Genomic DNA, 24,268 nt, shown 5'->3' with positions numbered 1-24,268 from the left:
TTTACCCTTATTGCTGAATCGGGATTATTCTTTGATTCCAACTTTTTCCGATACAGAGTCCTCTGGTTCCGGTGCGATCGTTAATGATTCAGCCTGCCCGAGCTCCTCATCATCTTCCGTGTCACGCATTTCTATTTCTTCTTCATCACCTGAAAGGATTTTAACATCCATACCCAAACTTTGAAGTTCTTTCATTAATACTTTGAATGATTCTGGAACACCTGGTTCCGGAACATTTTCACCTTTGACAATTGCTTCGTACGTTTTCACACGGCCAACGACATCATCTGATTTAACGGTTAAAATTTCTTGCAATGTGTACGCAGCACCGTATGCTTCTAACGCCCAAACTTCCATCTCACCAAAACGCTGTCCGCCGAATTGAGCTTTACCTCCAAGCGGCTGCTGGGTAACAAGTGAGTAAGGTCCAGTTGAACGGGCATGCAGCTTATCGTCAACCATGTGGGCAAGCTTGATCATATACATAACACCGACAGAAACGCGGTTATCAAATGGTTCACCTGTACGTCCATCATATAAAATGGTTTTCGCATCACGGGCCATTCCGGCTTCTTCGATCGTTGACCAAACGTCCTCCTCACGCGCTCCGTCAAATACTGGAGAAGCAACGTGAATGCCAAGGCTTCTTGCCGCCATGCCAAGATGAAGCTCAAGTACCTGTCCGATGTTCATCCTTGATGGTACCCCGAGCGGATTTAACATAATATCGACAGGTGTACCGTCTGGAAGGAACGGCATGTTTTCTTCTGGAAGAATTCTTGAGATAACCCCTTTGTTTCCATGGCGTCCCGCCATTTTGTCACCCTCGGAAATTTTCCGTTTTTGGACAATATAAGCACGGACGAGCTGGTTAACACCAGGTGGTAATTCATCGCCATCTTCACGGTTAAACACTTTAACATCGAGAACAATTCCGCCGCCGCCGTGTGGCACACGAAGGGATGTATCTCTTACTTCACGGGCTTTTTCGCCAAAAATAGCATGAAGGAGGCGTTCTTCGGCAGTCAGTTCAGTTACACCTTTAGGAGTAACCTTTCCAACAAGCAAGTCGCCGTCTTTCACTTCAGCACCAATCCGAATAATTCCACGCTCATCCAGGTTGCGAAGGGCATCTTCCCCGACGTTCGGGATATCACGGGTAATTTCTTCCGGCCCAAGCTTCGTGTCACGAGACTCTGATTCATATTCTTCAATATGGATAGATGTGTATACATCGTCTTTTACAAGACGTTCACTCATAATGATTGCATCTTCATAGTTATAGCCATCCCATGTCATGAAAGCGACGAGAACATTACGGCCAAGCGCAAGCTCACCTTTTTCCATCGAAGGGCCGTCTGCAAGGATTTCTCCTTTTACGACACGGTCGCCGACACTGACAATCGGACGCTGGTTATAACATGTACCCTGGTTTGAACGGATGAATTTTAACATCCGATATTTATCAAGGTCACCTTTGACTTCCTGGCCATCAACTTCCTTGATTCGGCGCACCCAAACCTCGCGGGCTTCAACATGTTCAACAATTCCTTCATGCTTGCAGATAACCGCAGCACCAGAATCTTTTGCCGATACGTATTCCATACCAGTACCTACTCGTGGCGCTTCCGGCTGCATAAGCGGAACTGCCTGACGCTGCATGTTTGCACCCATTAATGCACGGTTAGAGTCGTCGTTTTCCAGGAACGGTATACAAGCTGTTGCAGCAGATACCACCTGCTTTGGAGACACATCCATATAATCGACGCGGTCTCTTGGAACGACTGTATTTTCTCCACGGAAACGGGCAATGACTTCCTCATCAAGGAAAGCACCGTCTTCACCAAGAGGGACATTCGCCTGGGCAACTACATAATTATCTTCTTCATCAGCGGTCATGTAATCGATCTGCCCGGTTACTTTTCCTGTTTCCGGGTTAACACGGCGATATGGAGTTTCAATAAAGCCGAATCGATTTACTTTTGCAAACGATGATAAAGAGTTAATCAATCCAATATTCGGGCCCTCCGGCGTCTCAATTGGACACATGCGGCCATAGTGCGAATAGTGGACATCGCGGACTTCAAAGCCTGCACGCTCACGCGTTAAACCACCAGGTCCCAATGCAGACAAACGCCTTTTATGCGTTAATTCTGCAAGCGGGTTTGTTTGGTCCATAAACTGAGACAGCTGTGAGCTTCCAAAGAATTCTTTGATCGAAGCAATAACAGGACGAATATTAATCAGCTGCTGAGGCGTGATCGTATTTGTGTCCTGGATCGACATTCTTTCGCGCACGACGCGTTCCATACGGGACAATCCGATTCGGAATTGATTTTGCAGCAATTCTCCGACAGAGCGCAAACGCCTGTTACCGAGATGGTCAATATCGTCTGTATCGCCTACTCCATGCAGAAGATTAAAGAAATAGCTTATTGAAGCAAAAATATCTGAAGGTGTAATATTCTTCACCGTCTCTTCAACATAAGCATTACCTAAAACATTGATTTCTTTTTCCCCTTCATCATTCGGTGCATAAATCTTAATCGTTTGCATCACAATGTCATGATCCACTACACCGTCAGTAGCAGCGAAAGTTTTAAAACCAATATTCTTTTCTAAATGAGGAAGGACCCGATCCAGTGTACGCCGGTCTAAAGTCGTCCCTTTTTCAGCAATAATTTCACCAGTTTCAGGGTCTACAAGCGTTTCCGCAAGACGCTGCCCAAATAACCGGTTTTTAATATGAAGTTTCTTATTAATCTTATAGCGCCCTACATTTGCCAAATCGTAGCGTTTTGGGTCAAAGAATCGGGACACAAGCAAACTTTTTGCGTTTTCGACTGTTGGCGGCTCGCCCGGGCGCAGACGCTCATATATTTCTAATAGAGCTTTGTCTGTGCTTTCCGTGTTATCCTTTTCAAGGGTGTTGCGAATATACTCGTTATCACCAATTAAATCGATGATCTCTTGATCGGAGCCAAACCCGAGAGCACGCAAAAGAACCGTAACGGGCAGCTTCCTCGTACGATCTATTCTTACATATACGACGTCCTTGGCATCTGTTTCATACTCAAGCCAAGCGCCGCGATTCGGAATTACTGTTGCAGTAAAACCTTTTTTTCCATTTTTATCGAGCTTTCCGCTATAGTAAACACTCGGAGAGCGGACTAACTGGGAAACAATGACACGCTCTGCGCCATTAATCACAAATGTGCCTGTTTCAGTCATAAGCGGGAAGTCACCCATAAAGACGTCCTGGTCTTTTACTTCGCCTGTTTCTTTGTTTACAAGACGAACTTTAACACGCAAAGGTGCTGAATATGTTACATCTCGTTCTTTTGAATCTTCAACTGAATACTTTGGTTCGCCAAGACTGTAGTCAATAAATTCAAGCGATAGGTTACCAGTAAAGTCCTCAATCGGTGAAATATCCTGGAACATTTCACGCAAACCTTCATCAAGAAACCATTGATATGAAGAGGTTTGGATCTCAATTAAGTTTGGTAATTCTAAAACTTCACTGATTCGTGCATAACTTCTCCGTTGGCGGTGTCGTCCATACTGAACTAGTTGACCTGTCAACTGATTCACCCCTCAAATCAAGCGTTATAATTGGATCTATACCGTCTTACCGGGTACAAGTCCCTTCCGTAAGACAAAAAGAAAAAGGGTTTTTAACTCAAAAACCACATTTTCATATTACGAACTATTATTTTGTTATTTTCTCCTTAAACAACCAAATTTATACAATGATTGTTTAATTTAGCTAATATCCTGAATATAATATATTGGCATTTTATAATATTAACATAGTCAAAAATTTACGTCAATGTTTTTTTGCTTTTATTATACAGTAACCCTTTTTCTTTTCGACTGTCTCAACCTCAGCGTACAATTCCTTCAATTTATCAATCGCTGACGGTGCCCCCTGCTTCTTTTGAATTACTACCCACAGTTCCCCTCCGGAAACGAGCAGGCTAAAGCTTTGCTCAAAGATGTCGTGAACGACTGTTTTTCCTGCACGGATGGGCGGATTGGTTAAAATAGCTGCAAAGCCGAGATCTGCAACATTTAAGAGCCGGTCACTCTCATAAATAGAAACATTGTTTACACTGTTGGCCGCTGCATTTTCTTTTGCCAGCGCAAGCGCGCGTTCATTGACGTCTACCATATGGACCGTTCTATCAGGGAAACTTTTCGCGATTGATAACCCAATTGGACCATAGCCGCAGCCCACATCCAATACAAGACCTTCCGGCTTTGGCATCACAAATGTTTCAATCAACAGTCGCGATCCAAAATCCACATCTTTTTTTGAAAACACTCCATTATCTGTCTTAAAGCGGAATGAGTAGCCTTTAAGGTTATAGTCCCAGTAATTCGGGTCACTTTCTACCTTTTGTGTTTTAGAATAGTAATGCTCTGACAAGAAGATCACCTCCAGCGGAGAAATGTCTTGAAGGGAAATGAGGCCTTATTGATTCGAACCGAATTATAAAGGATAGAAATATAAAAAGCAAAAATCCAGCTCATTTTTAGTTCGGCTATTTTCGTTAACATTTAAGAGGAAAAAAAGCCCGCTTTAAACAGCGAGCTTTTTTATAGTTTCATTACTTAACTTCAACGCCAGCTCCAACTTCTTCAAGCTTAGCTTTAACTTCTTCAGCTTCTTCTTTAGAAACGCCTTCTTTAACAGCTCTTGGAGTGTTGTCAACAAGTTCTTTCGCTTCTTTAAGACCAAGGCCTGTGATTTCACGAACAACTTTGATAACTTTGATTTTTTGGTCGCCTGCAGAAGCAAGGATAACATCAAATTCAGTTTTCTCAGCTGCTGCGTCGCCGCCGACAGCTCCACCCGCAACAGCTACAGGTGCTGCAGCAGTTACACCAAATTCTTCTTCGATTGCTTTTACTAAGTCGTTTAGTTCTAAAACAGTCATGCTTTTAACTGCTTCAATGATTTGTTCTTTTGTCATGATTTGTTGCCTCCTTATTTTTGGTTAATCTATTTTCCAGTTCCGGCCCATGTTTAGCCGCCTCTGCTTTTGTTACACTAAAACGGGAATGCTAACTTACGCGCCTTGCTCTTCCTTCTGGTCTGCAACAGCTTTTGTTGCAAGAGCAAAATTGCGGATAGGTGCTTGAAGAACGCTGAGTAGCATAGAAAGCAAGCCTTCGCGAGATGGTAGATCCGCAAGAGCTTTTACATCTTCAACTGTTGCGATTGTTCCTTCAATTACACCTGCTTTGATTTCAAGAGCTTCATGTTTTTTGGCAAACTCATTTAAAATTTTTGCTGGCGCAACAACATCTTCGTTACTGAACGCGATCGCGTTAGGACCTGTAAGAGCTTCGTTCAAGCCTGCAAGCTCTGCAAATTCAGCGGCACGGCGCGTCATGCTGTTTTTGTAAACTTTAAAGTCGACGCCCGCTTCACGAAGTTGCTTGCGAAGTTCAGTTACTTCAGCAACAGATAAACCACGGTAGTCAACGACAATTGTTGATTTACTTGTTTTAAGTTTATCAGTAATTTCTTCAACGATTTGTTTCTTTTGTTCAATAACTCTATTCATCCTTACACCTCCTGTATTATCATTTGCATTCATACCGGGCAAATAAAAAAACTCCATGTCCCTTAAGCAGACATGGAGGAAGTATACAATAGCCGTTTCAAAAACGTCTTTTAAAATCTATCGTATGACCTCGGCAGGAAATTAAGCCCATCCAGGCACCTGCTGTCTGCGGTACAAATGTATTCATATATTCATAACAAAAAACATTATAATACAATGTGTTTTTGTTTGTCAACCTGATTATTTAGCTGCAGCAGATGAAGGATCTACCTTTATGCCAGGGCCCATTGTTGAAGCAACAGCAACGTTCTTCATGTATGTTCCTTTTGCAGCGGCAGGTTTAACCTTTACCATTGTATCGAAAATCGTGTTGAAGTTTTCAACAAGCTTTTCATTTTCGAAAGATGTTTTACCGATCGGAACATGAACATTCCCGTCACGATCAACACGGTATTCAACTTTACCAGCTTTAATTTCATTTACAGCTCTTTCAACATCAAAAGTAACTGTGCCTGTTTTAGGGTTTGGCATTAAGCCTTTAGGGCCCAATACGCGGCCAAGCTTACCAACTTCACCCATCATGTCAGGTGTAGCAACGATTACATCAAACTCAAACCAACCTTGAGTGATTTTGTTGATGTACTCAGCATCCCCTACATAGTCAGCTCCTGCTGCTTCAGCTTCTTTCGCCTTTTCACCTTTGGCGAAAACAAGCACGCGCTGGGTTTTACCAGTTCCATTAGGAAGCACTACTGCTCCACGGATTTGCTGGTCTGCTTTCTTAGGGTCAACTCCTAAACGAAATGCTACTTCTACAGTTGCATCAAACTTCACAGTGCTTGTTTTCTTTACAAGCTCGATCGCTTCGCCGACCGGGTAAGCTTTCGCACGATCTACAAGCTTAACAGCTTCTAAATAGCTCTTACCTTTTTTAGCCATTTTCTTTTTTCCTCCTCGAATGTGGTTTTAGCGGAATAACCTCCCACGAATAAAGGTTGCGAGTGAAACCAAATTCAGCGTCGCAACCCCGTCAATCCTATGCATTTTCAGCATGATTAATCTTCGATAACGATACCCATGCTGCGTGCAGTGCCTTCAACCATGCGCATAGCTGCTTCCACGCTAGCTGCATTTAAATCAGGCATTTTCGATTCAGCAATCTCGCGTACTTTATCACGCTTAACTGTAGCTACTTTATTACGGTTTGGTTCACCAGAACCAGACTCGATGCCAGCTGCTTTCTTAAGAAGAACGGCAGCAGGAGGAGTTTTCGTAATAAATGTAAAAGAACGGTCTTCAAAAACCGTGATTTCGACAGGGATGATTAAACCAGCTTGTTCAGCTGTACGAGCGTTAAACTCTTTACAGAATCCCATAATATTAACACCTGCTTGACCCAATGCTGGACCAACCGGTGGTGCTGGATTTGCTTTTGCTGCCGGGATTTGCAATTTAACTACCTTAATTACTTTTTTAGCCACGAGACACACCTCCTTAAAGTCCGTGATGTGGTAATAGGGATTTTCCCTCCCACTCAAACTTAGTCTTTATATCAATAAAGAACTCGACAAATGTCCAGTCTCTTTGTCCGAGACATACTGACCTATGAAATTCTAACACTTTTCGAAGTTAATTTCAAGGTTTTTAAGATTATAATTTATCAATTTGTGAAAAGTCCAACTCGACCGGCGTATCACGGCCAAACATATTAACAAGAACCTTCAGCTTCGCTTTATCTTTATCAATCTCTTCGATCGAGCCCGTAAAGTTTGCAAACGGCCCTTCTTTCACTTTCACCGTTTCTCCAAGTTCAAAATCAATATCGATTCGTTTTTCATCGACACCCATGCGTTTAAGAATGACCATAACTTCTTCCGGCAATAGCGGTGTCGGCTTGGAGCCAGACCCGGCCGAGCCAACAAAGCCTGTAACACCCGGCGTATTGCGGACCACATACCATGAATCATCTGTCATGACGATTTCTACTAACACATAACCCGGGAAAACCTTGCGTTTTACGACTTTCTTTTTACCGTTTTTGAAATCCGTTTCTTCTTCTTCCGGAACAACCACCCGGAAGATCTTATCTTGCATCGCCATCGACTCAACCCGTTTTTCAAGGTTGGCTTTTACTTTATTCTCATAACCTGAGTACGTATGCACAACATACCAATTTTTTTCCATTAAAGAGGACTTGTATGTCCTTCCCTCCCCATCATTTATATAGTCAATTCTCATCGGCTCGCTCTAAGTTTGTAAAAATTTTTCCCAAATGAAAAAACCCGTTATCCGGGTTTTGCAATAATATCCTGCGTTATTTTCCATTATACCATGAGAATGCAGGGGTTATTCAAGAATTAATCGAATCAACTCTGAAATTCCTAAATCTAATACCGCAAAGAAAAGAGCAAACACTGTAACAGTTGCGATAACTATGATCGTATAGCGGATAAGCTCTCCCCGCTTAGGCCAGCTGACTTTCCTCATCTCACGGCCCGTATCACGGAAAAAATTAATTAAGCGCTGCATTTCGTAACCTCCAACTTTCAAGGAATACCTGATAAAATCTATAAAAAAATAAGTGCTATTTTGTTTCGCGATGAATCGTTTGCATTCCGCATGTTTTACAGAATTTCTTCAGCTCTAAGCGTTCAGCCTGGTTTTGCTTGTTACTCATTGTTGAGTAATTACGGGATCCGCAAACACTGCAGGCAAGAATAGCTTTTTTTCTCATTTATGGCACCTACTCATTGCATCTTTTGCGTCCTTAAAACTGTAACATGGCATAAAATCAGTGTCAATACAAGCTTCAGGCCGGTCAACGATTACAATGAAAATTCTCTGACTTCAAGATACCGCTCGAGCTTTCTTTTTACACGCTGCAAAGCATTATCAATCGATTTCACATGGCGGTTCAATTCTTCAGAGATCTCCTGATACGATTGGCCATCCAGGTATAAAGCAAGTACTTTCCGTTCCAGATCACTCAAAAGCTCTGTCATTTTCACTTCAATATGATCAAACTCTTCTTGATTAATAATCAGTTCTTCCGGGTCCATTACTTTAGCCCCGGAAATTACATCCATTAATGTACGGTCGGATTCTTCATCGTAAATGGGCTTGTCCAATGAAACATAAGAATTAAGCGGGATATGCTTCTGCCTTGTTGCCGTTTTTATGGCTGTAATAATTTGTCTTGTGATGCAAAGTTCAGCAAAAGCTTTAAAAGAGGTGAGCTTGTCCTCCCGAAAGTCGCGAATTGCTTTATACAGGCCAATCATGCCTTCCTGGACAATATCTTCTTTATCAGCACCGATTAAAAAGTAAGATCTGGCTTTTGCGCGTACAAAATTGCGATATTTGTGGATCAAAAAATCAAGAGCTTCGCTTTCACCTTTATGGACCAATTCTACTATTACTTCATCATCAAGCTGGGTATACTTTTCGTTGATTCTCATCCTGAAGTCAGTATTCACACAGATCCCCTCCGACTGAAAACGCATAGATAGAAATATTATACAGTACGTATTTTTTAAGCGTCAACCAACCTTATTGTCCCCGGCGCCATTTTTCGAAAATTTCTGCCACTTCCTGGCTAAGGGGGATTTTTGCACCCGGTCTTTTTTCCTGAATTTTTTTTACCTTTTTTTCAATTCCTTTTTCAATCATATTCATTTCTGTTAGCAGCTCCCGCGCCGACTTTCTTAAGGCTCCTTGTCCAAAAATAGCCCATTGTTCAGTGAAATCCGAGGTCGCTACATGGATTTGCGTTTTTCTGTTACTTAAAGAAATCGCCAATTTTTCAATCCGTTCATCAGCCGTTTCATTTTCCTTCGTAAAAATAACTTCAACCTTATAGTTTTGGTATTTTTTTTCGGTTCCCTGAACATAATGAGCATCAAAAACGACAATGACACGATATCCAGTATACGCTTGGTATTCAGCCATCTTTTCAACAAGATCATCTCTTGCTGCGGCTAAATCTTTCATCTTTAAACTTTTGAGCTCGGGCCAATCACCGATCATGTTATAACCGTCAACGATGAGGATGTCCATATCTTAGCCCTCTAGAGGATGCCGCCTGCGGTATACCTCATACATTAGAAGGGCAGCTGCCACGGATGCATTTAATGAGGTTACATGTCCTGCCATTGGCAAATGGATGAGAAAGTCACATTTCTCCCGAATGAGCCGTCCAATTCCTTTTCCCTCACTGCCAATCACAAGTCCAAGCGGCATTGTCGCATCAAAAGCGCGATAATCTTCCCTGCCTTTTGCATCGGTGCCGGCGATCCAGACACCCCGCTCCTTTAGTTCATCAATTGTTTGCGCCATATTGGTGACGCGGACGACTGGAACATACTCGATAGCTCCCGTTGATGATTTCGCAACCGTTGCAGTTAAACCGACCGCCCTCCTTTTTGGAATAATGATACCATGAGCGCCGACTGCATCAGCCGTTCGCATAATCGACCCTAAATTATGCGGGTCTTCAATTTCATCAAGCAGCAAAAAGAAAGGAGGTTCATTTTTATTCTCAGCTGCGGCAAATAAATCATCCAATTCAGCGTATTGATAGGCCGCAACAGCAGCGACGACACCCTGGTGGTTTCCTTCCGCCATCTGGTCGAGCTTTTTCCTGGGGACAAGTTGCACCAATACTTTCGATTCTTTAGCCATTCCGATAATTTGCTGCATTGAACCTTTTTGCGATCCTTCAGCAATGAAAATTTTGTTAATATCCCGCTGTGATTTAAGCGCTTCGATAACCGGATTTTTGCCGATAATATATTCTTCTGTCATGATGTTGTTCCTCCTTTCTCGTTTTCAATCAGAGCGAAGCAGGCAGAGATGATTTCCTCAAGCCTTTCTTCTTCTCCGGATAAATATAAATAGCCGACCAGCGCCTCAAATGCCGTACTGTACCGATAAGTTTGCACATCTGTGTTTTTCGGAACCGTACCTGACTTCGCGTTTCGTCCCCTTTTAACCACCGCAATCTCTTCCTGGCTTAAAAAACTATTCTCAAGAAAATGATGAATGACCCGGGCCTGGGCTTTGGCTGAGACATACATGGTTGCTTCCTTATGCAAAAAATGCGGCCTCACTTTCCCGCCCTGAAGCAGGTGGCGCCTGACATATAACTCAAAAACCCCGTCGCCCAGATAGGCAAGAGCAAGACTGTTTAGCTGTTTTTCATCGATTTTATTTTCGTAACGAAGCATATAGAGTTCAGCCTCTTTTCCAGCGCGTGCCTTGCGGAGTATCTTCGAGAATGATGTTCATGTCCTTCAGCTGATCCCTGATTTGATCTGAGAGCTGGAAGTCCCGATCCTTACGGGCTTGATTCCTCTTTTCGATCAACGCTTCAACCTCATCATCGAGAAGCTCTTGTGTCTGAAGAGATAACCCGAGAATATCAAAAAGGAGCCCAAATTCAGACATAAAAGCATCGATAACCTCTTTAGATGTATTTTTTTCAAGCATATAATAATTTGCCAGCTTAGAAAGCTCAAATAAAACCGATATCCCATTTGCCGTATTGAAATCGTCATCCATAGCGGCAACGAATTCATGATGAAGCCCGTTAATCCTGCCAAGCCACTCCGCGTTTTGGTCGGTTAATTCCGAGCTTGCTTCCTTTCGGTGCACGAGGTTCTGGTAAGAGGTTTTAATTCGCTCGAGGCCTGATTTTGTGTTTTCGAGCAATTCGTGACTGTAGTTAACCGGATGGCGGTAATGGACAGACAGCATGAAAAACCTGAGAACCTGCGGATCATGAACCTTAATAATATCGTTTACGAGTACAAAATTCCCAAGCGACTTCGACATTTTCTCATTATCAATATTAATATACCCGTTGTGCATCCAGTAGCGGGCAAAGGTTTTTCCGGTCAGCGCTTCAGACTGGGCTATTTCATTTTCATGATGCGGAAACGCCAAATCCTGTCCGCCTGCATGAATATCAATAGTATCGCCCAAATATTTTTTTACCATCGCAGAGCACTCAATATGCCAGCCTGGGCGCCCCTTTCCCCATGGACTTTCCCATGCAATTTCGCCTTCTTTCGCTTTTTTCCAAAGGGCAAAGTCCAACGAATCCTGCTTTTTCTCACCGGGCTCGATCCTGGCCCCAACCCGAAGCTCATCGATCGATTGATGGGAGAGCTTTCCGTATTCTGCAAACTTTCTCGTCCGATAATAAACATCGCCGTTTGATTCGTAAGCATAGCCTTTTTCAATTAGCGCGCCGATAAACTCAAGAATAATCTCCATGCTTTCGGTTACGCGAGGATGGATATCAGCCCTTTTGCAGCCAAGCGCAGAAACATCTTCAAAATATGCATTAATAAAGCGGTCAGCAATCGCAGGAACTTCTTCACCAAGCTCCTTTGCGACGCGAATTAATTTGTCATCCACATCCGTAAAATTAGAAACAAATTGAACTTTATAGTCGCGGAACTCAAGGTAACGCCGAACTGTATCAAATACGATCGCTGGACGGGCATTGCCAATATGGATGTAATTATAAACAGTTGGCCCGCACACGTACATCTTTACTTTTCCTTCTTCGAGCGGGACAAACTCTTCTTTTTTCCTCGTCATCGTATTAAAAATTTGAATTGGCATTCATGTTACTCCTTTCGTTCCTCAACTCAGTTAATTCACGTTTTAATTTATTTATTTCTGCTTCCAGTTCCTTGAGCCGATCTGCAATCGGATCAGGTAAATCGGTGTGGTTAAAATCCTTCACCCTAATTCCATCTTTAACGACTATTCTCCCTTTAATTCCAACAACCGTAGAATTCGGGGGCACATCCTGAAGGACGACAGCACCCGCTCCGACTTTGGAATTTTCACCAATCGTGATCGATCCGAGGACTTTGGCCCCCGTTGCAATCAAGGCATTGTCTTTTACCGTCGGATGCCGCTTTCCTTTTTCTTTGCCGGTTCCCCCCAGGGTAACTCCTTGAAACACCGTGACGTTATCGCCAATTTCACAGGTTTCACCAATGACAACCCCCATGCCGTGGTCAATAAAGAAGCGCTTCCCAATCTTCGCACCGGGATGAATTTCAATACCGGTAAAAAAGCGGCTGATCTGTGAAATGACCCTCGCTATAAAGAAGAGCTTCCGCTTATAAAAACTGTGCGCAAAACGATGAGACCAGATGGCGTGCAGCCCGGAATAAGTAAGAATAACTTCTAAATAAGTTCTTGCCGCCGGGTCCTGTTCGAAAACAACCTCTATATCTTCTTTCATTATTTTAAACATGGTTCTTCCCTCCACGTATACTCTCCTGTTTTATTTCCATAAAAAAAGCGCCTCTGTACATAGACAGAGACGCTTATCCGCGCGGTTCCACTCTGTTTAAGCCATAAAGAAAAGCGAGGGTACACTCTTCCCAATCGTCCAAAGGTCAGATGCTTTCGGCAGTTCACATTATCGCACGAAAGGTCTTACGCTTTGGGAGCCTGGGTGCTGTTGCTCACTATATTAGGCTTCAACTTTTATCCTGTTAACGGAAGGAGTCCGCCCGAGTCTACAGGTTTAGTTTCGACAAGGGACTCAGAGGTGCATTTCAAAAAATAAGCGGCTTGAACCACTTTCAGCCGACGATGGTCCTCTCTGGCAAGCATCATTTTTCTACTTTTCCTCTTCAACATTTTCATATTATAGAATTACTCTTACTATATTACATTTGGCCGGATATGTTAACTAATAATATTTCGTAAACGCTTCAGAATTTTTTCTTTTCCTAACAATTCAATGGCTTTCGGCAGGTCTGGTCCGTGTGTTTGTCCTGTCGCAGCAGCCCGAATCGGCATGAAAAGATCTTTGCCTTTTTGTCCTGTTGTTTTTTGTACATTTTTCATGGCCGCTTTGATATGATCCGCTGTAAACTCAACCAGGTCATCAATCTCCGCTGAAAAAGCTTTAATCACTTCAGGAACCTGGTCACCTTGCAATACAGCCTTCGCTTCTTCGTCATAGTCTGCTTCATCGGTAAAAAACATATCCGTCAGCTCAACAATTTCAGCACCGAAGCTCATTTTTTCCTGGTAAAGCCCAATCAAATTCCGCACCCAGATCCGCTCCTCTTCAGACAAATTGTCGCTGACTCGTCCGGCATTGATTAAATGCGGCAGAGCCAGGTCAACCAGTCTGTCCAGCTCAAGCTTTTTCACATATTGATTGTTCATCCACGTCAGTTTTTGTTTATCAAATAAAGCCGGCGATTTCGACAGGCGGTTTGGATCGAATATGTCAATAAGCTCTTCCTTGGAGAAAATTTCTTCTTCCCCCTGAGGAGACCAGCCCAATAACGCAATAAAATTAAACAGGGCTTCAGGTAGATAACCTAATTCCTCATATTGCTCAATAAACTGAATGATTGATTCATCACGCTTGCTCAGTTTTTTGCGGCTTTCATTAACGATCAGCGTCATATGACCATATTCCGGTGCTTCCCAGCCGAGCGCCTCAAAAATCATTAACTGCTTCGGCGTATTAGAAATATGATCATCGCCCCGTAAAACATGCGATATTTTCATCAAATGGTCATCAACAGCAACCGCATAATTATAAGTTGGCATTCCATCCTTCTTCACAATAACAAAATCGCCAATCCCATCTGATTCAAAGGAAACATTCCCTTTCACCATATCATCAAAAGAGTATACTTTGCCATCAGGAACAAGGAAACGGATGCTTGGTTTTCGGCCTTCCGCTTCGAGCTGTTCGCGGTCAGCTGCACTCAGATGGCGGCATTTCCCCGAATACTGGGGAGTTTCCCCTTTCGCAACCTGAGCTTCACGTTCGGCTTCCAATTCTTCTTCCGTACAATAGCATTTATAAGCCAAGCCTTTTCCCAACAGCTCTTCATTGTATTTTTCATAGATCGCATTTCGTTCGGATTGCCGATAAGGGCCATAATCTCCACCATTATCAACGCTCTCATCCCAATCGATGCCAAGCCACTTTAAATATTTTAACTGGCTTTCTTCTCCGCCTTCAATATTGCGCTTTTTATCGGTATCTTCAATACGGACAATAAATTTGCCGCCTTGATTCCGGGCGAATAAATAATTAAATAACGCTGTACGGGCATTTCCAATATGTAAATGTCCAGTCGGACTCGGAGCATAGCGGACACGGACTTCCTTCGACATAGTACTTCCTCCTTGTTAACGAGCTTTGCTTGCTTCATTGTATCATTGTGCTTTATTGTAATAAAGCTGCGTTATGCATTTTTTTCTTTTAAAAGAACTACCGCCTGGGCCGCGATGCCTTCGCCGCGTCCGGGGAATCCAAGTTTCTCTGTCGTGGTTGCCTTTACATTGATATACTGCGTGGATGTACCGAGAAGACCGGCAATACGGTCCCGCATCTTATCAATATAAGGAGCCATCTTCGGCTTCTCGGCAATAACGGTACAATCGGCATTGACGAGCTCATAGCCCCGTTCCGACACGATTTTCCAGACATGCTCCAGCAGTTGCGCGGAATCAGCATCTTTAAAAGTGGGATCGGTATCTGGAAAGTGTTTGCCGATATCGCCTTCCCCGATCGCACCTAAGCATGCGTCAGCAATCGTATGTAAAAGAACATCTGCATCCGAGTGCCCTAACAGGCCTTTTTCAAATGGAATTTCAATGCCGCCAATAATAAGCGGACGGCCCTCTATTAATTGATGAACATCAAAGCCCTGTCCAATCCGAAACATTCTCATTCCCCTTTGTTTTTAATCGCGGAGTTCCTTTTTTTCATAATAGCTTCGGCGAAAAAAAGGTCCTCCGGTGTTGTAAGCTTAATATTGTCATAACTGCCTTCGACGACAGTTACGGGAACGCCGATCCGCTCGATGAGGCTTGCATCATCGGTGCCGATAAACCCGCTTTCCGCCGCGTCCTTATGCGCCTTAAGCAAAAGCGAAACGCGAAAAGCCTGTGGGGTTTGAATTGCCCACAAGCTTGAACGCTCAATCGTTGTAACCACTTTACGCGCTTGAACCTTTTTAATCGTATCCTTTACCGGAACAGCAACAATCGCCGCCCCGTCTCGTTCCGCCACCTCGGCCAGTTGATGAATAATCGGTATATCAATAAAAGGCCTAGCGGCATCATGAACGAGAACGATACCATCGTTTTTCAGCGTTTTGATGGCGTTATACACACTATGCTGCCGCTCTGTTCCGCCCGCAACAAGTGAATGTACTTTTTGAATGCCGTAGTCCTTTAACAATCTCTTTATTTCCGGTTCTTCTTGAGGATTAACAGCTAAAACGATTTCACTGCACGCGTGATCTGCCTCGAACACTCTTAACGTATGAATGAAAACCGGAATTTCGTGAAGATGAACGAGAAGCTTGTTCTTGCCGGCTCCCATTCTTTTCCCCTGACCGGCTGCAGGAATAATAACCTGGTAAGCCATAGACTAACCCCTATCTCACTATAAAGCTTTTTCCAATAGCTTCGGTTTTGCAAAGATCATGCGTCCGGCTGATGTTTGCAGGACACTCGTAACTACAACATCAATTCGTTTGCCGATAAAATCGCGGCCGTCTTCCACCACAATCATCGTGCCATCATCAAGATAGGCAACACCCTGATTATATTCTTTGCCATCTTTAATAACCTGTACATTGAGCTCTTCGCCCGGAAGAACGACCGGTTTAACGGCATTAGCTAGATCATTAATATTTAAAACAGAAACATTCTGAAGTTCGCACACTTTATTTAAATTGAAGTCATTTGTAACAACGACGCCGCTTGTTATTTTTGCTAATTTAACAAGCTTGCTGTCAACCTCCTGGATCTCTTCAAAATCGCCTTCGTAAATCTCGACTTTCATGGCCAGTTCTTTCTGGATGCGATTCAGGATATCAAGTCCGCGGCGGCCGCGATTTCGTTTCAAAGCATCCGATGAATCAGCGATATGCTGCAGCTCCTCAAGAACAAATTGCGGAATGACAATAGTGCCTTCCAGAAAGCCAGTCTGGCATATATCCGCTACTCTTCCATCAATGATTACACTCGTATCAAGAATCTTTAAAGAATTATTGGCATGCGGATCCTGTTCTTCATCAACAGGCTTCTTTTTTCGGTTCGCAAACAGGTTTAAAAGCTCGTCTCTCTTTTTAAAACCGACCTGGAAACCGAGGTAGCCAAATAAAAGCGTTAGTACAGTGGGCGCTACCGTATTCAACACAGGCACTTGAATCGCATTGAGCGCAAACCCAATCAGGAATGCAAGAACAAGGCCGAATGCCAGCCCCACACTTCCAAAAATGATATCTGTAATCGGCGCCTTCACCAAGGAGTCTTCGAACCATCTGACAAAGTTGACAACATAATCAATGGCCCAGAAACTAATAAAATAAAATATAAGTGCACCTAGAATGGCAGCCACATACCCATTATTTAAAAATAGAATGTTGTCTGCACTCACCAATGTTAATAAATCAGGTATTAAAAATATGCCAAGCGTTCCGCCGATAATAAGGAAGCACGCTTGAATGATACGTTTTAACATTCCTTCACCTCCTTCTAACCATTATAAACAAATTCTATAAATTGAAACGTAGTATTGCAGATTAATTTCATTTTTTTATGGTCAATCTTGTTATCTTAAAATAACTTTCTCAAGTGAATAAAAAAGATAATCCTTATGGCTAAAGGACAATATTCCATCTTTAAGGGTAGCATCGCAAAAATGAAGTGTCAAATAATAAAGGTTTTTATTTTATCATAGGACTTTTGTCATTTCAATCTAATTTTTTAAATCCCAGTGAATTTTACTGTACGGGCGAAGATCTCCTTATCCCCCAAGCACGGCCTGAAGGGCCTGGCTGACGGAAGAAACTCCTACAAGCTGAATGCCCGACGGCTCTGTCCAGCCTCCCAAATTATTTTCAGGCAGAATGACTCTCTCAAACCCAAGCTTCGCTGCTTCCTGGACTCTCTGCTCGATTCTTGAGACACGCCTTACTTCGCCGGTCAATCCAACTTCGCCAATAATACAATCTGAAGCTCGGGTCGGTTTGTCGCGAAAGCTTGAAGCGATGCTGACTGCAACTGCCAAATCAATGGCAGGTTCATCTAATTTGACACCGCCGGCCACTTTTAAATAGGCGTCCTGGTTTTGTAAAAGCATCCCAACTCTCTTTTCCAACACCGCCATCAACAGCGATACCCGGTTATGGTCAATTCCGGTCGCCATCCTTCTTGGATTTCCAAAGCTGGTCGGTGAAATTAACGCTTGTATTTCAACCAATACAGGGCGAGTCCCCTCCATAGAAGCGACGACAGTTGACCCTGATGCCCCCTGCGACCGTTCCTCGAGAAAAATCTCCGAAGGATTTTCCACTTCTTCAAGCCCAAATTCCTTCATTTCAAAAATACCCATTTCATTTGTCGAGCCAAATCTATTTTTCACGGCACGCAAGATTCGATATGTATGGTGCCGTTCACCTTCAAAATATAGAACGGTGTCGACCATATGCTCGAGAAGACGGGGGCCAGCGATTGAACCTTCCTTCGTAACGTGTCCTACGATAAAAATCGCAATCCCTTTTGTTTTAGCAATTCTCATTAATTCTGCTGTACATTCCCGAACCTGTGAAACGCTTCCCGGAGCCGAAGTTATCTCGGGATGATAGATCGTTTGAATCGAATCAACGATCACAAAGCCCGGCGACATCCCTTCAATCGTTCGGCTGATTTCCTCCAAATTTGTTTCTGCATAAACGTTCAGGTTTTCAGAGGTTACTCCAAGGCGATCCGCTCTCAATTTCGTTTGCCTCATGGACTCTTCACCTGATATATAGAGAACCGAATGCTCTTTTTTTGCAAGCTGCGCCGACACTTGCAGCAGCAATGTCGATTTGCCTATCCCCGGATCCCCGCCGATCAGTACTAATGACCCTCTAACCACTCCTCCGCCAAGCACCCTGTTCAGTTCTTGCATGTCTGTCGTAATTCTCGGTTCGCTTGTTGTTTCAATCGCAGTAATCGGGGTTGCTTTAGCCACGGCAGCCGATGCTCCCTGTGAATGGGCAAATGCTCCACGCCTTCCTGTACTGGCCGGTTCAATTTCTTCAACCATCTTATTCCATGCTCCACATGCCGGGCATTTTCCCATCCATTTCGCGGATTCATACCCGCATTCTTGACATATAAACTTTGTTTTTTTCTTTGCCATCAATTTCTTCCTCTCCAATGGGGCGTAACGATGTCTTTCACTTTATTATAAGGTATCTTGTCCTCTTTTTCGAAAATCTCGAAGCATCTCAGGAAACAAAAAAAGAGGTACACGTAAATGGTGCTTATTTACGCGTACCTCACGATGTTTAGTTTAAAAACAAATGCTTTTCCCTACAGTTTAACTTTCCCGCTTTCTTCAGCCGCTTTGACGACAAACTCGCCGTCCTCCACATCAATAATGACATGATGGCCGGTTAAGACCTTGCCTTTTAGCAGTTCTTCAGACAAACGGTCTTCAATATGCTTCTGAATAGCACGTCGCAACGGACGTGCTCCGTATTCAGGGTCGTATCCTTCTTCAGAAATTTTCTCTTTTGCTGCATCTGTCAGCTCTAAATTAATGTCCTGCTCCTTCAAGCGGTTTGTTAATTGATCGGACATTAATGAGACAATTTCTTTCAAGTGTGGCTTCTCAAGAGCATGGAAGACGATAATTTCATCGATACGATTGAGGAATTCAGGTCGGAAGGCTTTCTTTAACTCTTCCATTACCTTGCCTTTCATATCTTTATAATCGTGCTCTCCATCCTGAATATTAAAGCCGACATATTTGTTTCGTCTCAGCGCTTCAGCTCCGACGTTAGAAGTCATGATCAGTACGGTATTGCGGAAATCGACCGTGCGCCCTTTCGAATCTGTCAGGCGTCCGTCCTCCAATACTTGAAGCAGGATATTAAATACATCAGGGTGAGCCTTCTCAATCTCATCGAGCAGAATGACTGAATATGGTTTTCTGCGGACCTTTTCGGTCAACTGACCGCCTTCATCATATCCAACGTATCCCGGCGGTGAACCGACAAGGCGTGATGTCGAATGCTTCTCCATGTATTCCGACATGTCGATCCGAATCATCGCATCCTCATCCCCGAACATTGATTCCGCTAGAGCACGGGCAAGCTCGGTTTTACCGACACCAGTCGGTCCAAGGAAGATGAATGAGCCAATTGGGCGCTTTGGATCTTTCAGGCCGGCACGGGCACGGCGAACTGCTTTGGAAACTGCCTTTACAGCTTCCTCCTGCCCAATTACTCGTGAATGAAGAATTTCTTCAAGGTTCAACAGCTTATCTGTTTCTGTTTGGGCCAGCTTGGCAACAGGGATACCTGTCCAGCTCGCAACAACGTGCGCAATATCTTCGACAGTAACCTCACTGTTTTCTTTACCTTGCTTTTCCTTCCAGTTCTTTTTCGTTTCTTCGAGCTTTTCACGCAGGCGTTGCTCGGTATCTCTTAATGAAGCTGCTTTTTCAAACTCCTGGCTTTGAACAGCTGCATCTTTTTCTTTTCTTACTTCCTCCAATTTCAGTTCAAGCTCTTTCAAATTCGGAGGAGTTGTATAGGAACGAAGTCTTACTTTTGAACCGGCTTCATCAATTAAATCGATCGCTTTATCCGGTAAAAAACGGTCTGAGATATAGCGGTCGGACAGCTTAACTGCCGCATCAATCGATTCATCCGTGATCGAAACACGGTGATGGGCTTCGTAACGATCTCGAAGTCCTTTTAAAATTTGAACGGATTCTTCAACAGTTGGCTCATCGACCGTAATTGGCTGGAAGCGCCGTTCCAACGCGGCGTCTTTTTCAATATATTTTCGATATTCATCAAGAGTTGTCGCGCCAATACATTGCAATTCACCGCGGGCAAGTGACGGCTTCAAGATATTGGAAGCATCAATTGCGCCTTCAGCTCCCCCTGCTCCAATCAATGTGTGAAGTTCATCAATAAACAAAATGATATTGCCAGCCTGGCGTATTTCATCCATTACTTTTTTAAGGCGGTCTTCGAATTCACCGCGATATTTCGTTCCGGCGACGACCGTTCCCATATCAAGGGTCATGACACGCTTATCGCGGAGAATTTCCGGCACCTCATTATTGACAATTTGCTGGGCTAGCCCCTCTGCAATTGCCGTCTTACCGACACCAGGTTCACCAATCAGTACCGGGTTGTTTTTTGTACGGCGGCTTAATACCTCAATAACTCTTTGAATTTCTTTGCTTCTTCCGATCACCGGATCAAGGCTTCCTTCACGCGCAATCGAAGTCAAGTCCCTCGCAAGACTATCCAATGTAGGAGTGTTGGCATTTGCAGACGCACCGCCCTGGTGGCTTCCCGATTCATTGCTTCCTAATAATTGAAGCACTTGCTGACGTGCTTTATTCAAGCTGACGCCGAGATTGTTTAAGACTCTTGCTGCCACGCCCTCTCCCTCACGGATAAGCCCTAGAAGAATATGTTCAGTACCAACATATGAATGACCGAGCTTTCGTGCCTCATCCATTGAAAGTTCAATTACTTTCTTCGCTCTAGGTGTATAATTAGGCGTCTGTGTCACTTCTTTACCAGTGCCAATTAAATTTTCAACTTCTTTTTGGATTTTTTCTGAACCAAGACCTAAAGCATACAAAGCTTTAGCGGCAATCCCTTCACCTTCACGTACAAGGCCTAAAAGAATATGTTCTGTACCAATATTGTTATGTCCTAGGCGGATCGCTTCTTCTTGAGCCAACGCCAGCACCTTCTGAGCTCTCTCGGTAAAACGTCCAAACATCATATGCTCTTCCTCCTGTCTATTCTTCCATTTTCAATCTTTCCCGTATTAAAGTAGCACGGCGGATATCACGCTCATTCGGTCGCAAAGGGCCGCCGGCATATTGCTGTAAAAATCCTGGCTGCGTTAAAATCATTAATTCATTTAAAATGGTCTTCGAAACATTTTTTATAAAGCCCATATCGATCCCGAGACGTACATCTGACAAACAGCGAGCTGCTTCCTTTGTTTCAATGATTCGGCTGTTGGCGAGAGTACCCAAAGAACGGAAAACCCTGTCTTCTAATTGTATGTTTGCCGTTTTGGCTAATGCTTCCCGCGCCGATCTTTCCTGTGAAATCAACTGGCTGACGACACTTTTTAAATCTTCAACAATATCTTGTTCCGATTTTCCAAGTGTCATTTGATTTGAGATTTGAAAAATATTTCCCAACGCTTCGCTGCCTTCTCCATAAATACCTCTTACTACCAATCCGAGCTGGTTAATCGCCGGGATGATCCGATTTATTTGCTGAGTTAAAACAAGGGCGGGCAAATGCATCATCACCGATGCGCGTAGCCCTGTCCCTACATTAGTGGGACAGCTCGTCAAATACCCGAGCTTCTCATCAAACGCGTAGTTAACTTGCTCTTCCATCCAGTCATCGACCTTGTTCGCCATATCAAGTGCTTCTGCCAGCTGAAAAGCAGGAAACAGGCACTGTATCCGAATATGGTCTTCTTCATTAATCATGATGCTGACTTCTTCATTTTCCGAGAGCAAACATGCCCCTGAGCTTGAATCTTCGGCAAGCTGCGGACTGATCAAATGCTTTTCAATCAGAACCCTTTTTTGTAAAGGCTGCAGCTCTTCCATCTTTAACAGCTCTAATTTTCCAAGGCTGCCCGGTCCGCCAGTGAGAACACGTTCTTCAATCGTTTTTAATATCCTGGATGCTTCTTCGCTTGAATAAAGTGTTGAAAAGGTAAATTCATTAAGGTTTCGAGCAAGGCGGACCCTGGAGCTTAATACAATATCGGAATCGGGCCCTTCAGCGCTCATCCACGAACTTACAGCCTGGCTCATAAATCGGTTAAGAGACACACTTACTCCCCTCCCTTATTGGCTTCGTTCATGCTTTTTTCCACTGAACGAATTTCATCCCTGACTTGCGCAGCTTTTTCGAATTCTTCCTTCGAAATTAGCTCGATAAGACTCTGTTTCAAAGAATCCAGCCGTCGGCGCATTTGGATGCTGCCGCCAATTCTTTTTGGGATTTTGCCGTTATGGCTCCAATTGCCACTGTGAAGTCGCCTTAAAATTGGTTTAAGCTGCTCTTTAAATGTATCGTAGCAATTTGCGCAGCCAAACCTGCCCACCTTTGCAAACTGTGGAAAGGTCATCTTGCAGTTTTCACACTGAACAATGTCATCCTGATCATACTGCGGTTTTGTTGATTGCGGGAATGCCGGCTCAACATTCAGAAGACCGGCTAATAGGTTGTTGATCGAAAACCCCGATCCACTGTTGAACATAAACATATCGCCTTTTTCCTGAGCACATTTTTCACAAAGATGGACCTCTGTCTTTTCGCCATTCACTATTTTTGTAACATGCATTGTTGCCGGCCTCTGATTACAATCTTCGCAAATCATGATTTCACCCCTCAGCTCAACTTATTATTTATATTTTAATGAGGTCAACATCGCCTGCAGCATTCTTGCCCTAAGCTCATCACGATGGGGAAGGTCTATATATAGTACAGAGCGGTCAATTACACTGAGCATAATTTTAGCTTCTCTTCGTGTAATAACCCCTTCATTTGCTAGACGATAAATTACATCCTCGGCACTACTTTGAGATACACGGTTCTGAACTAACAGCAAAAGATCATTTATTAGATGGGCAAAGTCATTGGTCTGTACCTTCATAATTCGAATATAACCGCCCCCGCCGCGCTTACTCTCAACGATATAACCTCTTTCAACCGTAAACCGGGTATTAATAACGTAATTAATCTGAGACGGTACACATTGGAACTTATCGGCTACTTCACTTCTCTTAATCTCAACAATTTCCTTCTCACTCAGTTCCAAAACGGACTTTAAATAGTGCTCAATAATGTCTGAGATATTCCTCATTATAGCCCCCCAATCTGACTTTGACTATATTTGACTTTCATTATACATGATACCCTCAATTGAATGCAAACGATCTGAGAACTCCCTTATATTTTCTCCAAAATCCCCTTTCTCAAACCTGCAGCGCAACTATGTAATAGCCTTTTGCCAATTATAAAAGCTCCAGTCCGGATCAACTATTTTCATACATAACTGCGTGATTTTAGTTACCGGGGTTTTGGGAGAGTGGAGACATCAGATCTGCTGACTGATTCGGAATTGGCCGAGGGACTTTTAGCTGATTTTCGGATCTAAAAGTCTACTTGACTTAGAGTATGTAGCAAAATTATTTTCAAAATGAGCTTGGTTGTGAAAGAGATGAAGTATTTGAGGTGGATAAACGTAGAAAATCACGAATTTTTATTGAAAATGTTGATAATTTGTTGGATGGTAAAAAAGAATTAAGCGGAAAATCCGGTGATTCACGCGAAAGTACGGAGGAATTAAGCGGAATCCTGCTTAATTAAGCGGAAAATCCAGGAATTAAGCGATAATCGTGATTAATTAAGCGAAGACGGTGTGGCGGATGTTTTTTCTCCGTGTCTAACGAACAAAAAAAGAACAACCATCATCGGCTGTTCTTTTGTATGCGCTTGGCGGCGTCCTACTCTCACAGGGGGAAACCCCCAACTACCATCGGCGCTGAGAAGCTTAACTTCCGTGTTCGGGATGGGAACGGGTGTGACCTTCTCGCTATCGCCACCAAACTATTT

Annotated in this window: 25 protein-coding genes, 1 rRNA gene and 2 other annotated features; of the genes, 1 reads left to right on the top strand and 25 read right to left on the bottom strand. The window is 43.4% G+C overall.

Annotated features, from left to right (window positions below; all coding sequences use genetic code 11):
• Positions 1-24 precede the first annotated feature (24 nt).
• The 24 genes from rpoB to CVD23_RS10295 form a co-directional block, all read right to left on the bottom strand.
• On the bottom strand, positions 25-3,585 hold the full coding sequence (rpoB, locus tag CVD23_RS10410) for a DNA-directed RNA polymerase subunit beta (protein ID WP_101665955.1): 3,561 nt from the start codon (positions 3,583-3,585) through the stop codon (positions 25-27).
• Positions 3,586-3,829: 244 nt separating this feature from the next.
• Entirely contained in the window at positions 3,830-4,432 is a 603-nt protein-coding gene (locus tag CVD23_RS10405; protein WP_101665954.1) for a class I SAM-dependent methyltransferase, read from the bottom strand.
• Positions 4,433-4,613: 181 nt separating this feature from the next.
• Positions 4,614-4,979, bottom strand: coding sequence for a 50S ribosomal protein L7/L12 (rplL, locus tag CVD23_RS10400; RefSeq protein WP_101576233.1), 366 nt, complete (start codon positions 4,977-4,979; stop codon positions 4,614-4,616).
• 96 nt (positions 4,980-5,075) lie between these two features.
• Complete coding sequence (rplJ, locus tag CVD23_RS10395) at positions 5,076-5,576, bottom strand: 50S ribosomal protein L10 (RefSeq protein ID WP_101576234.1); 501 nt, start codon at positions 5,574-5,576, stop codon at positions 5,076-5,078.
• 35 nt (positions 5,577-5,611) lie between these two features.
• Positions 5,612-5,766 (bottom strand) — a sequence feature (ribosomal protein L10 leader region).
• 50 nt (positions 5,767-5,816) lie between these two features.
• Positions 5,817-6,515, bottom strand: coding sequence for a 50S ribosomal protein L1 (gene rplA, locus CVD23_RS10390; protein WP_101576235.1), 699 nt, complete (start codon positions 6,513-6,515; stop codon positions 5,817-5,819).
• Positions 6,516-6,631: 116 nt separating this feature from the next.
• A complete protein-coding gene (gene rplK, locus CVD23_RS10385; protein WP_019157072.1) occupies positions 6,632-7,057 on the bottom strand; it encodes a 50S ribosomal protein L11 in 426 nt (141 codons plus the stop codon).
• Between the two features lie 169 nt (positions 7,058-7,226).
• Entirely contained in the window at positions 7,227-7,760 is a 534-nt protein-coding gene (gene nusG / locus CVD23_RS10380) for a transcription termination/antitermination protein NusG (protein WP_101576236.1), read from the bottom strand.
• Positions 7,761-7,922: 162 nt separating this feature from the next.
• Entirely contained in the window at positions 7,923-8,105 is a 183-nt protein-coding gene (gene secE, locus CVD23_RS10375) for a preprotein translocase subunit SecE (protein ID WP_101576237.1), read from the bottom strand.
• Between the two features lie 55 nt (positions 8,106-8,160).
• Positions 8,161-8,310, bottom strand: coding sequence for a 50S ribosomal protein L33 (gene rpmG / locus CVD23_RS10370; RefSeq protein ID WP_101576238.1), 150 nt, complete (start codon positions 8,308-8,310; stop codon positions 8,161-8,163).
• Between the two features lie 91 nt (positions 8,311-8,401).
• Complete coding sequence (gene sigH, locus CVD23_RS10365; RefSeq protein ID WP_180955626.1) at positions 8,402-9,034, bottom strand: RNA polymerase sporulation sigma factor SigH; 633 nt, start codon at positions 9,032-9,034, stop codon at positions 8,402-8,404.
• A gap of 91 nt (positions 9,035-9,125) precedes the next feature.
• Positions 9,126-9,632 carry an NYN domain-containing protein gene (locus tag CVD23_RS10360; RefSeq protein ID WP_101576240.1) on the bottom strand — a complete coding sequence of 169 codons (507 nt, stop codon included), beginning with the start codon at positions 9,630-9,632 and terminating at the stop codon, positions 9,126-9,128.
• A gap of 3 nt (positions 9,633-9,635) precedes the next feature.
• On the bottom strand, positions 9,636-10,379 hold the full coding sequence (gene rlmB / locus CVD23_RS10355) for a 23S rRNA (guanosine(2251)-2'-O)-methyltransferase RlmB (protein ID WP_101665953.1): 744 nt from the start codon (positions 10,377-10,379) through the stop codon (positions 9,636-9,638).
• Positions 10,376-10,801, bottom strand: coding sequence for a Mini-ribonuclease 3 (locus CVD23_RS10350; protein ID WP_101576242.1), 426 nt, complete (start codon positions 10,799-10,801; stop codon positions 10,376-10,378). The genes rlmB and CVD23_RS10350 overlap by 4 nt, the downstream gene beginning before the upstream one ends.
• Before the next feature lie 7 nt (positions 10,802-10,808).
• A complete protein-coding gene (cysS, locus tag CVD23_RS10345) occupies positions 10,809-12,206 on the bottom strand; it encodes a cysteine--tRNA ligase (protein ID WP_101576243.1) in 1,398 nt (465 codons plus the stop codon).
• Complete coding sequence (gene cysE, locus CVD23_RS10340; RefSeq protein ID WP_257985638.1) at positions 12,187-12,867, bottom strand: serine O-acetyltransferase; 681 nt, start codon at positions 12,865-12,867, stop codon at positions 12,187-12,189. The genes cysS and cysE overlap by 20 nt, the downstream gene beginning before the upstream one ends.
• A 47-nt stretch (positions 12,868-12,914) precedes the next feature.
• Positions 12,915-13,250 (bottom strand) — a binding site (T-box leader).
• A gap of 42 nt (positions 13,251-13,292) precedes the next feature.
• Positions 13,293-14,750 carry a glutamate--tRNA ligase gene (gene gltX, locus CVD23_RS10335; RefSeq protein ID WP_101665952.1) on the bottom strand — a complete coding sequence of 486 codons (1,458 nt, stop codon included), beginning with the start codon at positions 14,748-14,750 and terminating at the stop codon, positions 13,293-13,295.
• Positions 14,751-14,821: 71 nt separating this feature from the next.
• Positions 14,822-15,304, bottom strand: coding sequence for a 2-C-methyl-D-erythritol 2,4-cyclodiphosphate synthase (ispF, locus tag CVD23_RS10330; RefSeq protein WP_101665951.1), 483 nt, complete (start codon positions 15,302-15,304; stop codon positions 14,822-14,824).
• A gap of 2 nt (positions 15,305-15,306) precedes the next feature.
• The gene (gene ispD / locus CVD23_RS10325; RefSeq protein WP_101576247.1) at positions 15,307-16,011 is read right to left on the bottom strand and encodes a 2-C-methyl-D-erythritol 4-phosphate cytidylyltransferase; all 705 of its coding nucleotides are present in this window, start codon (positions 16,009-16,011) and stop codon (positions 15,307-15,309) included.
• Positions 16,012-16,029: 18 nt separating this feature from the next.
• The gene (locus CVD23_RS10320) at positions 16,030-17,112 is read right to left on the bottom strand and encodes a PIN/TRAM domain-containing protein (protein WP_101576248.1); all 1,083 of its coding nucleotides are present in this window, start codon (positions 17,110-17,112) and stop codon (positions 16,030-16,032) included.
• A 285-nt stretch (positions 17,113-17,397) separates the two neighbouring features.
• Positions 17,398-18,780, bottom strand: coding sequence for a DNA repair protein RadA (gene radA, locus CVD23_RS10315; RefSeq protein ID WP_101665950.1), 1,383 nt, complete (start codon positions 18,778-18,780; stop codon positions 17,398-17,400).
• 173 nt (positions 18,781-18,953) lie between these two features.
• Positions 18,954-21,398, bottom strand: coding sequence for an ATP-dependent protease ATP-binding subunit ClpC (gene clpC / locus CVD23_RS10310; protein WP_101576250.1), 2,445 nt, complete (start codon positions 21,396-21,398; stop codon positions 18,954-18,956).
• A 16-nt stretch (positions 21,399-21,414) separates the two neighbouring features.
• Positions 21,415-22,461 (bottom strand): protein arginine kinase, encoded by a 1,047-nt coding sequence (locus CVD23_RS10305; RefSeq protein WP_374702631.1) that lies wholly within the window; start codon positions 22,459-22,461, stop codon positions 21,415-21,417.
• A 20-nt stretch (positions 22,462-22,481) separates the two neighbouring features.
• The gene (locus CVD23_RS10300) at positions 22,482-23,030 is read right to left on the bottom strand and encodes a UvrB/UvrC motif-containing protein (protein ID WP_101576252.1); all 549 of its coding nucleotides are present in this window, start codon (positions 23,028-23,030) and stop codon (positions 22,482-22,484) included.
• 24 nt (positions 23,031-23,054) lie between these two features.
• Complete coding sequence (locus CVD23_RS10295; protein ID WP_101576253.1) at positions 23,055-23,516, bottom strand: CtsR family transcriptional regulator; 462 nt, start codon at positions 23,514-23,516, stop codon at positions 23,055-23,057.
• Between the two features lie 371 nt (positions 23,517-23,887).
• On the opposite strand from CVD23_RS10295, the gene CVD23_RS22470 reads away from it, so the two are divergent.
• Positions 23,888-24,022, top strand: coding sequence for a hypothetical protein (locus CVD23_RS22470; protein WP_257985637.1), 135 nt, complete (start codon positions 23,888-23,890; stop codon positions 24,020-24,022).
• Between the two features lie 124 nt (positions 24,023-24,146).
• Here CVD23_RS22470 and rrf read toward each other — a convergent pair.
• Positions 24,147-24,262: ribosomal RNA gene (gene rrf / locus CVD23_RS10290) — 5S ribosomal RNA — on the bottom strand.
• Positions 24,263-24,268 lie beyond the last annotated feature (6 nt).

Origin of the sequence: Bacillus sp. V33-4, from assembly GCF_002860225.1 — a bacterium.
Lineage (GTDB): Bacteria > Bacillota > Bacilli > Bacillales > Cytobacillaceae > Bacillus_BJ > Bacillus_BJ canaveralius.
This window is presented reverse-complemented; position numbering and strand designations above follow the sequence as displayed.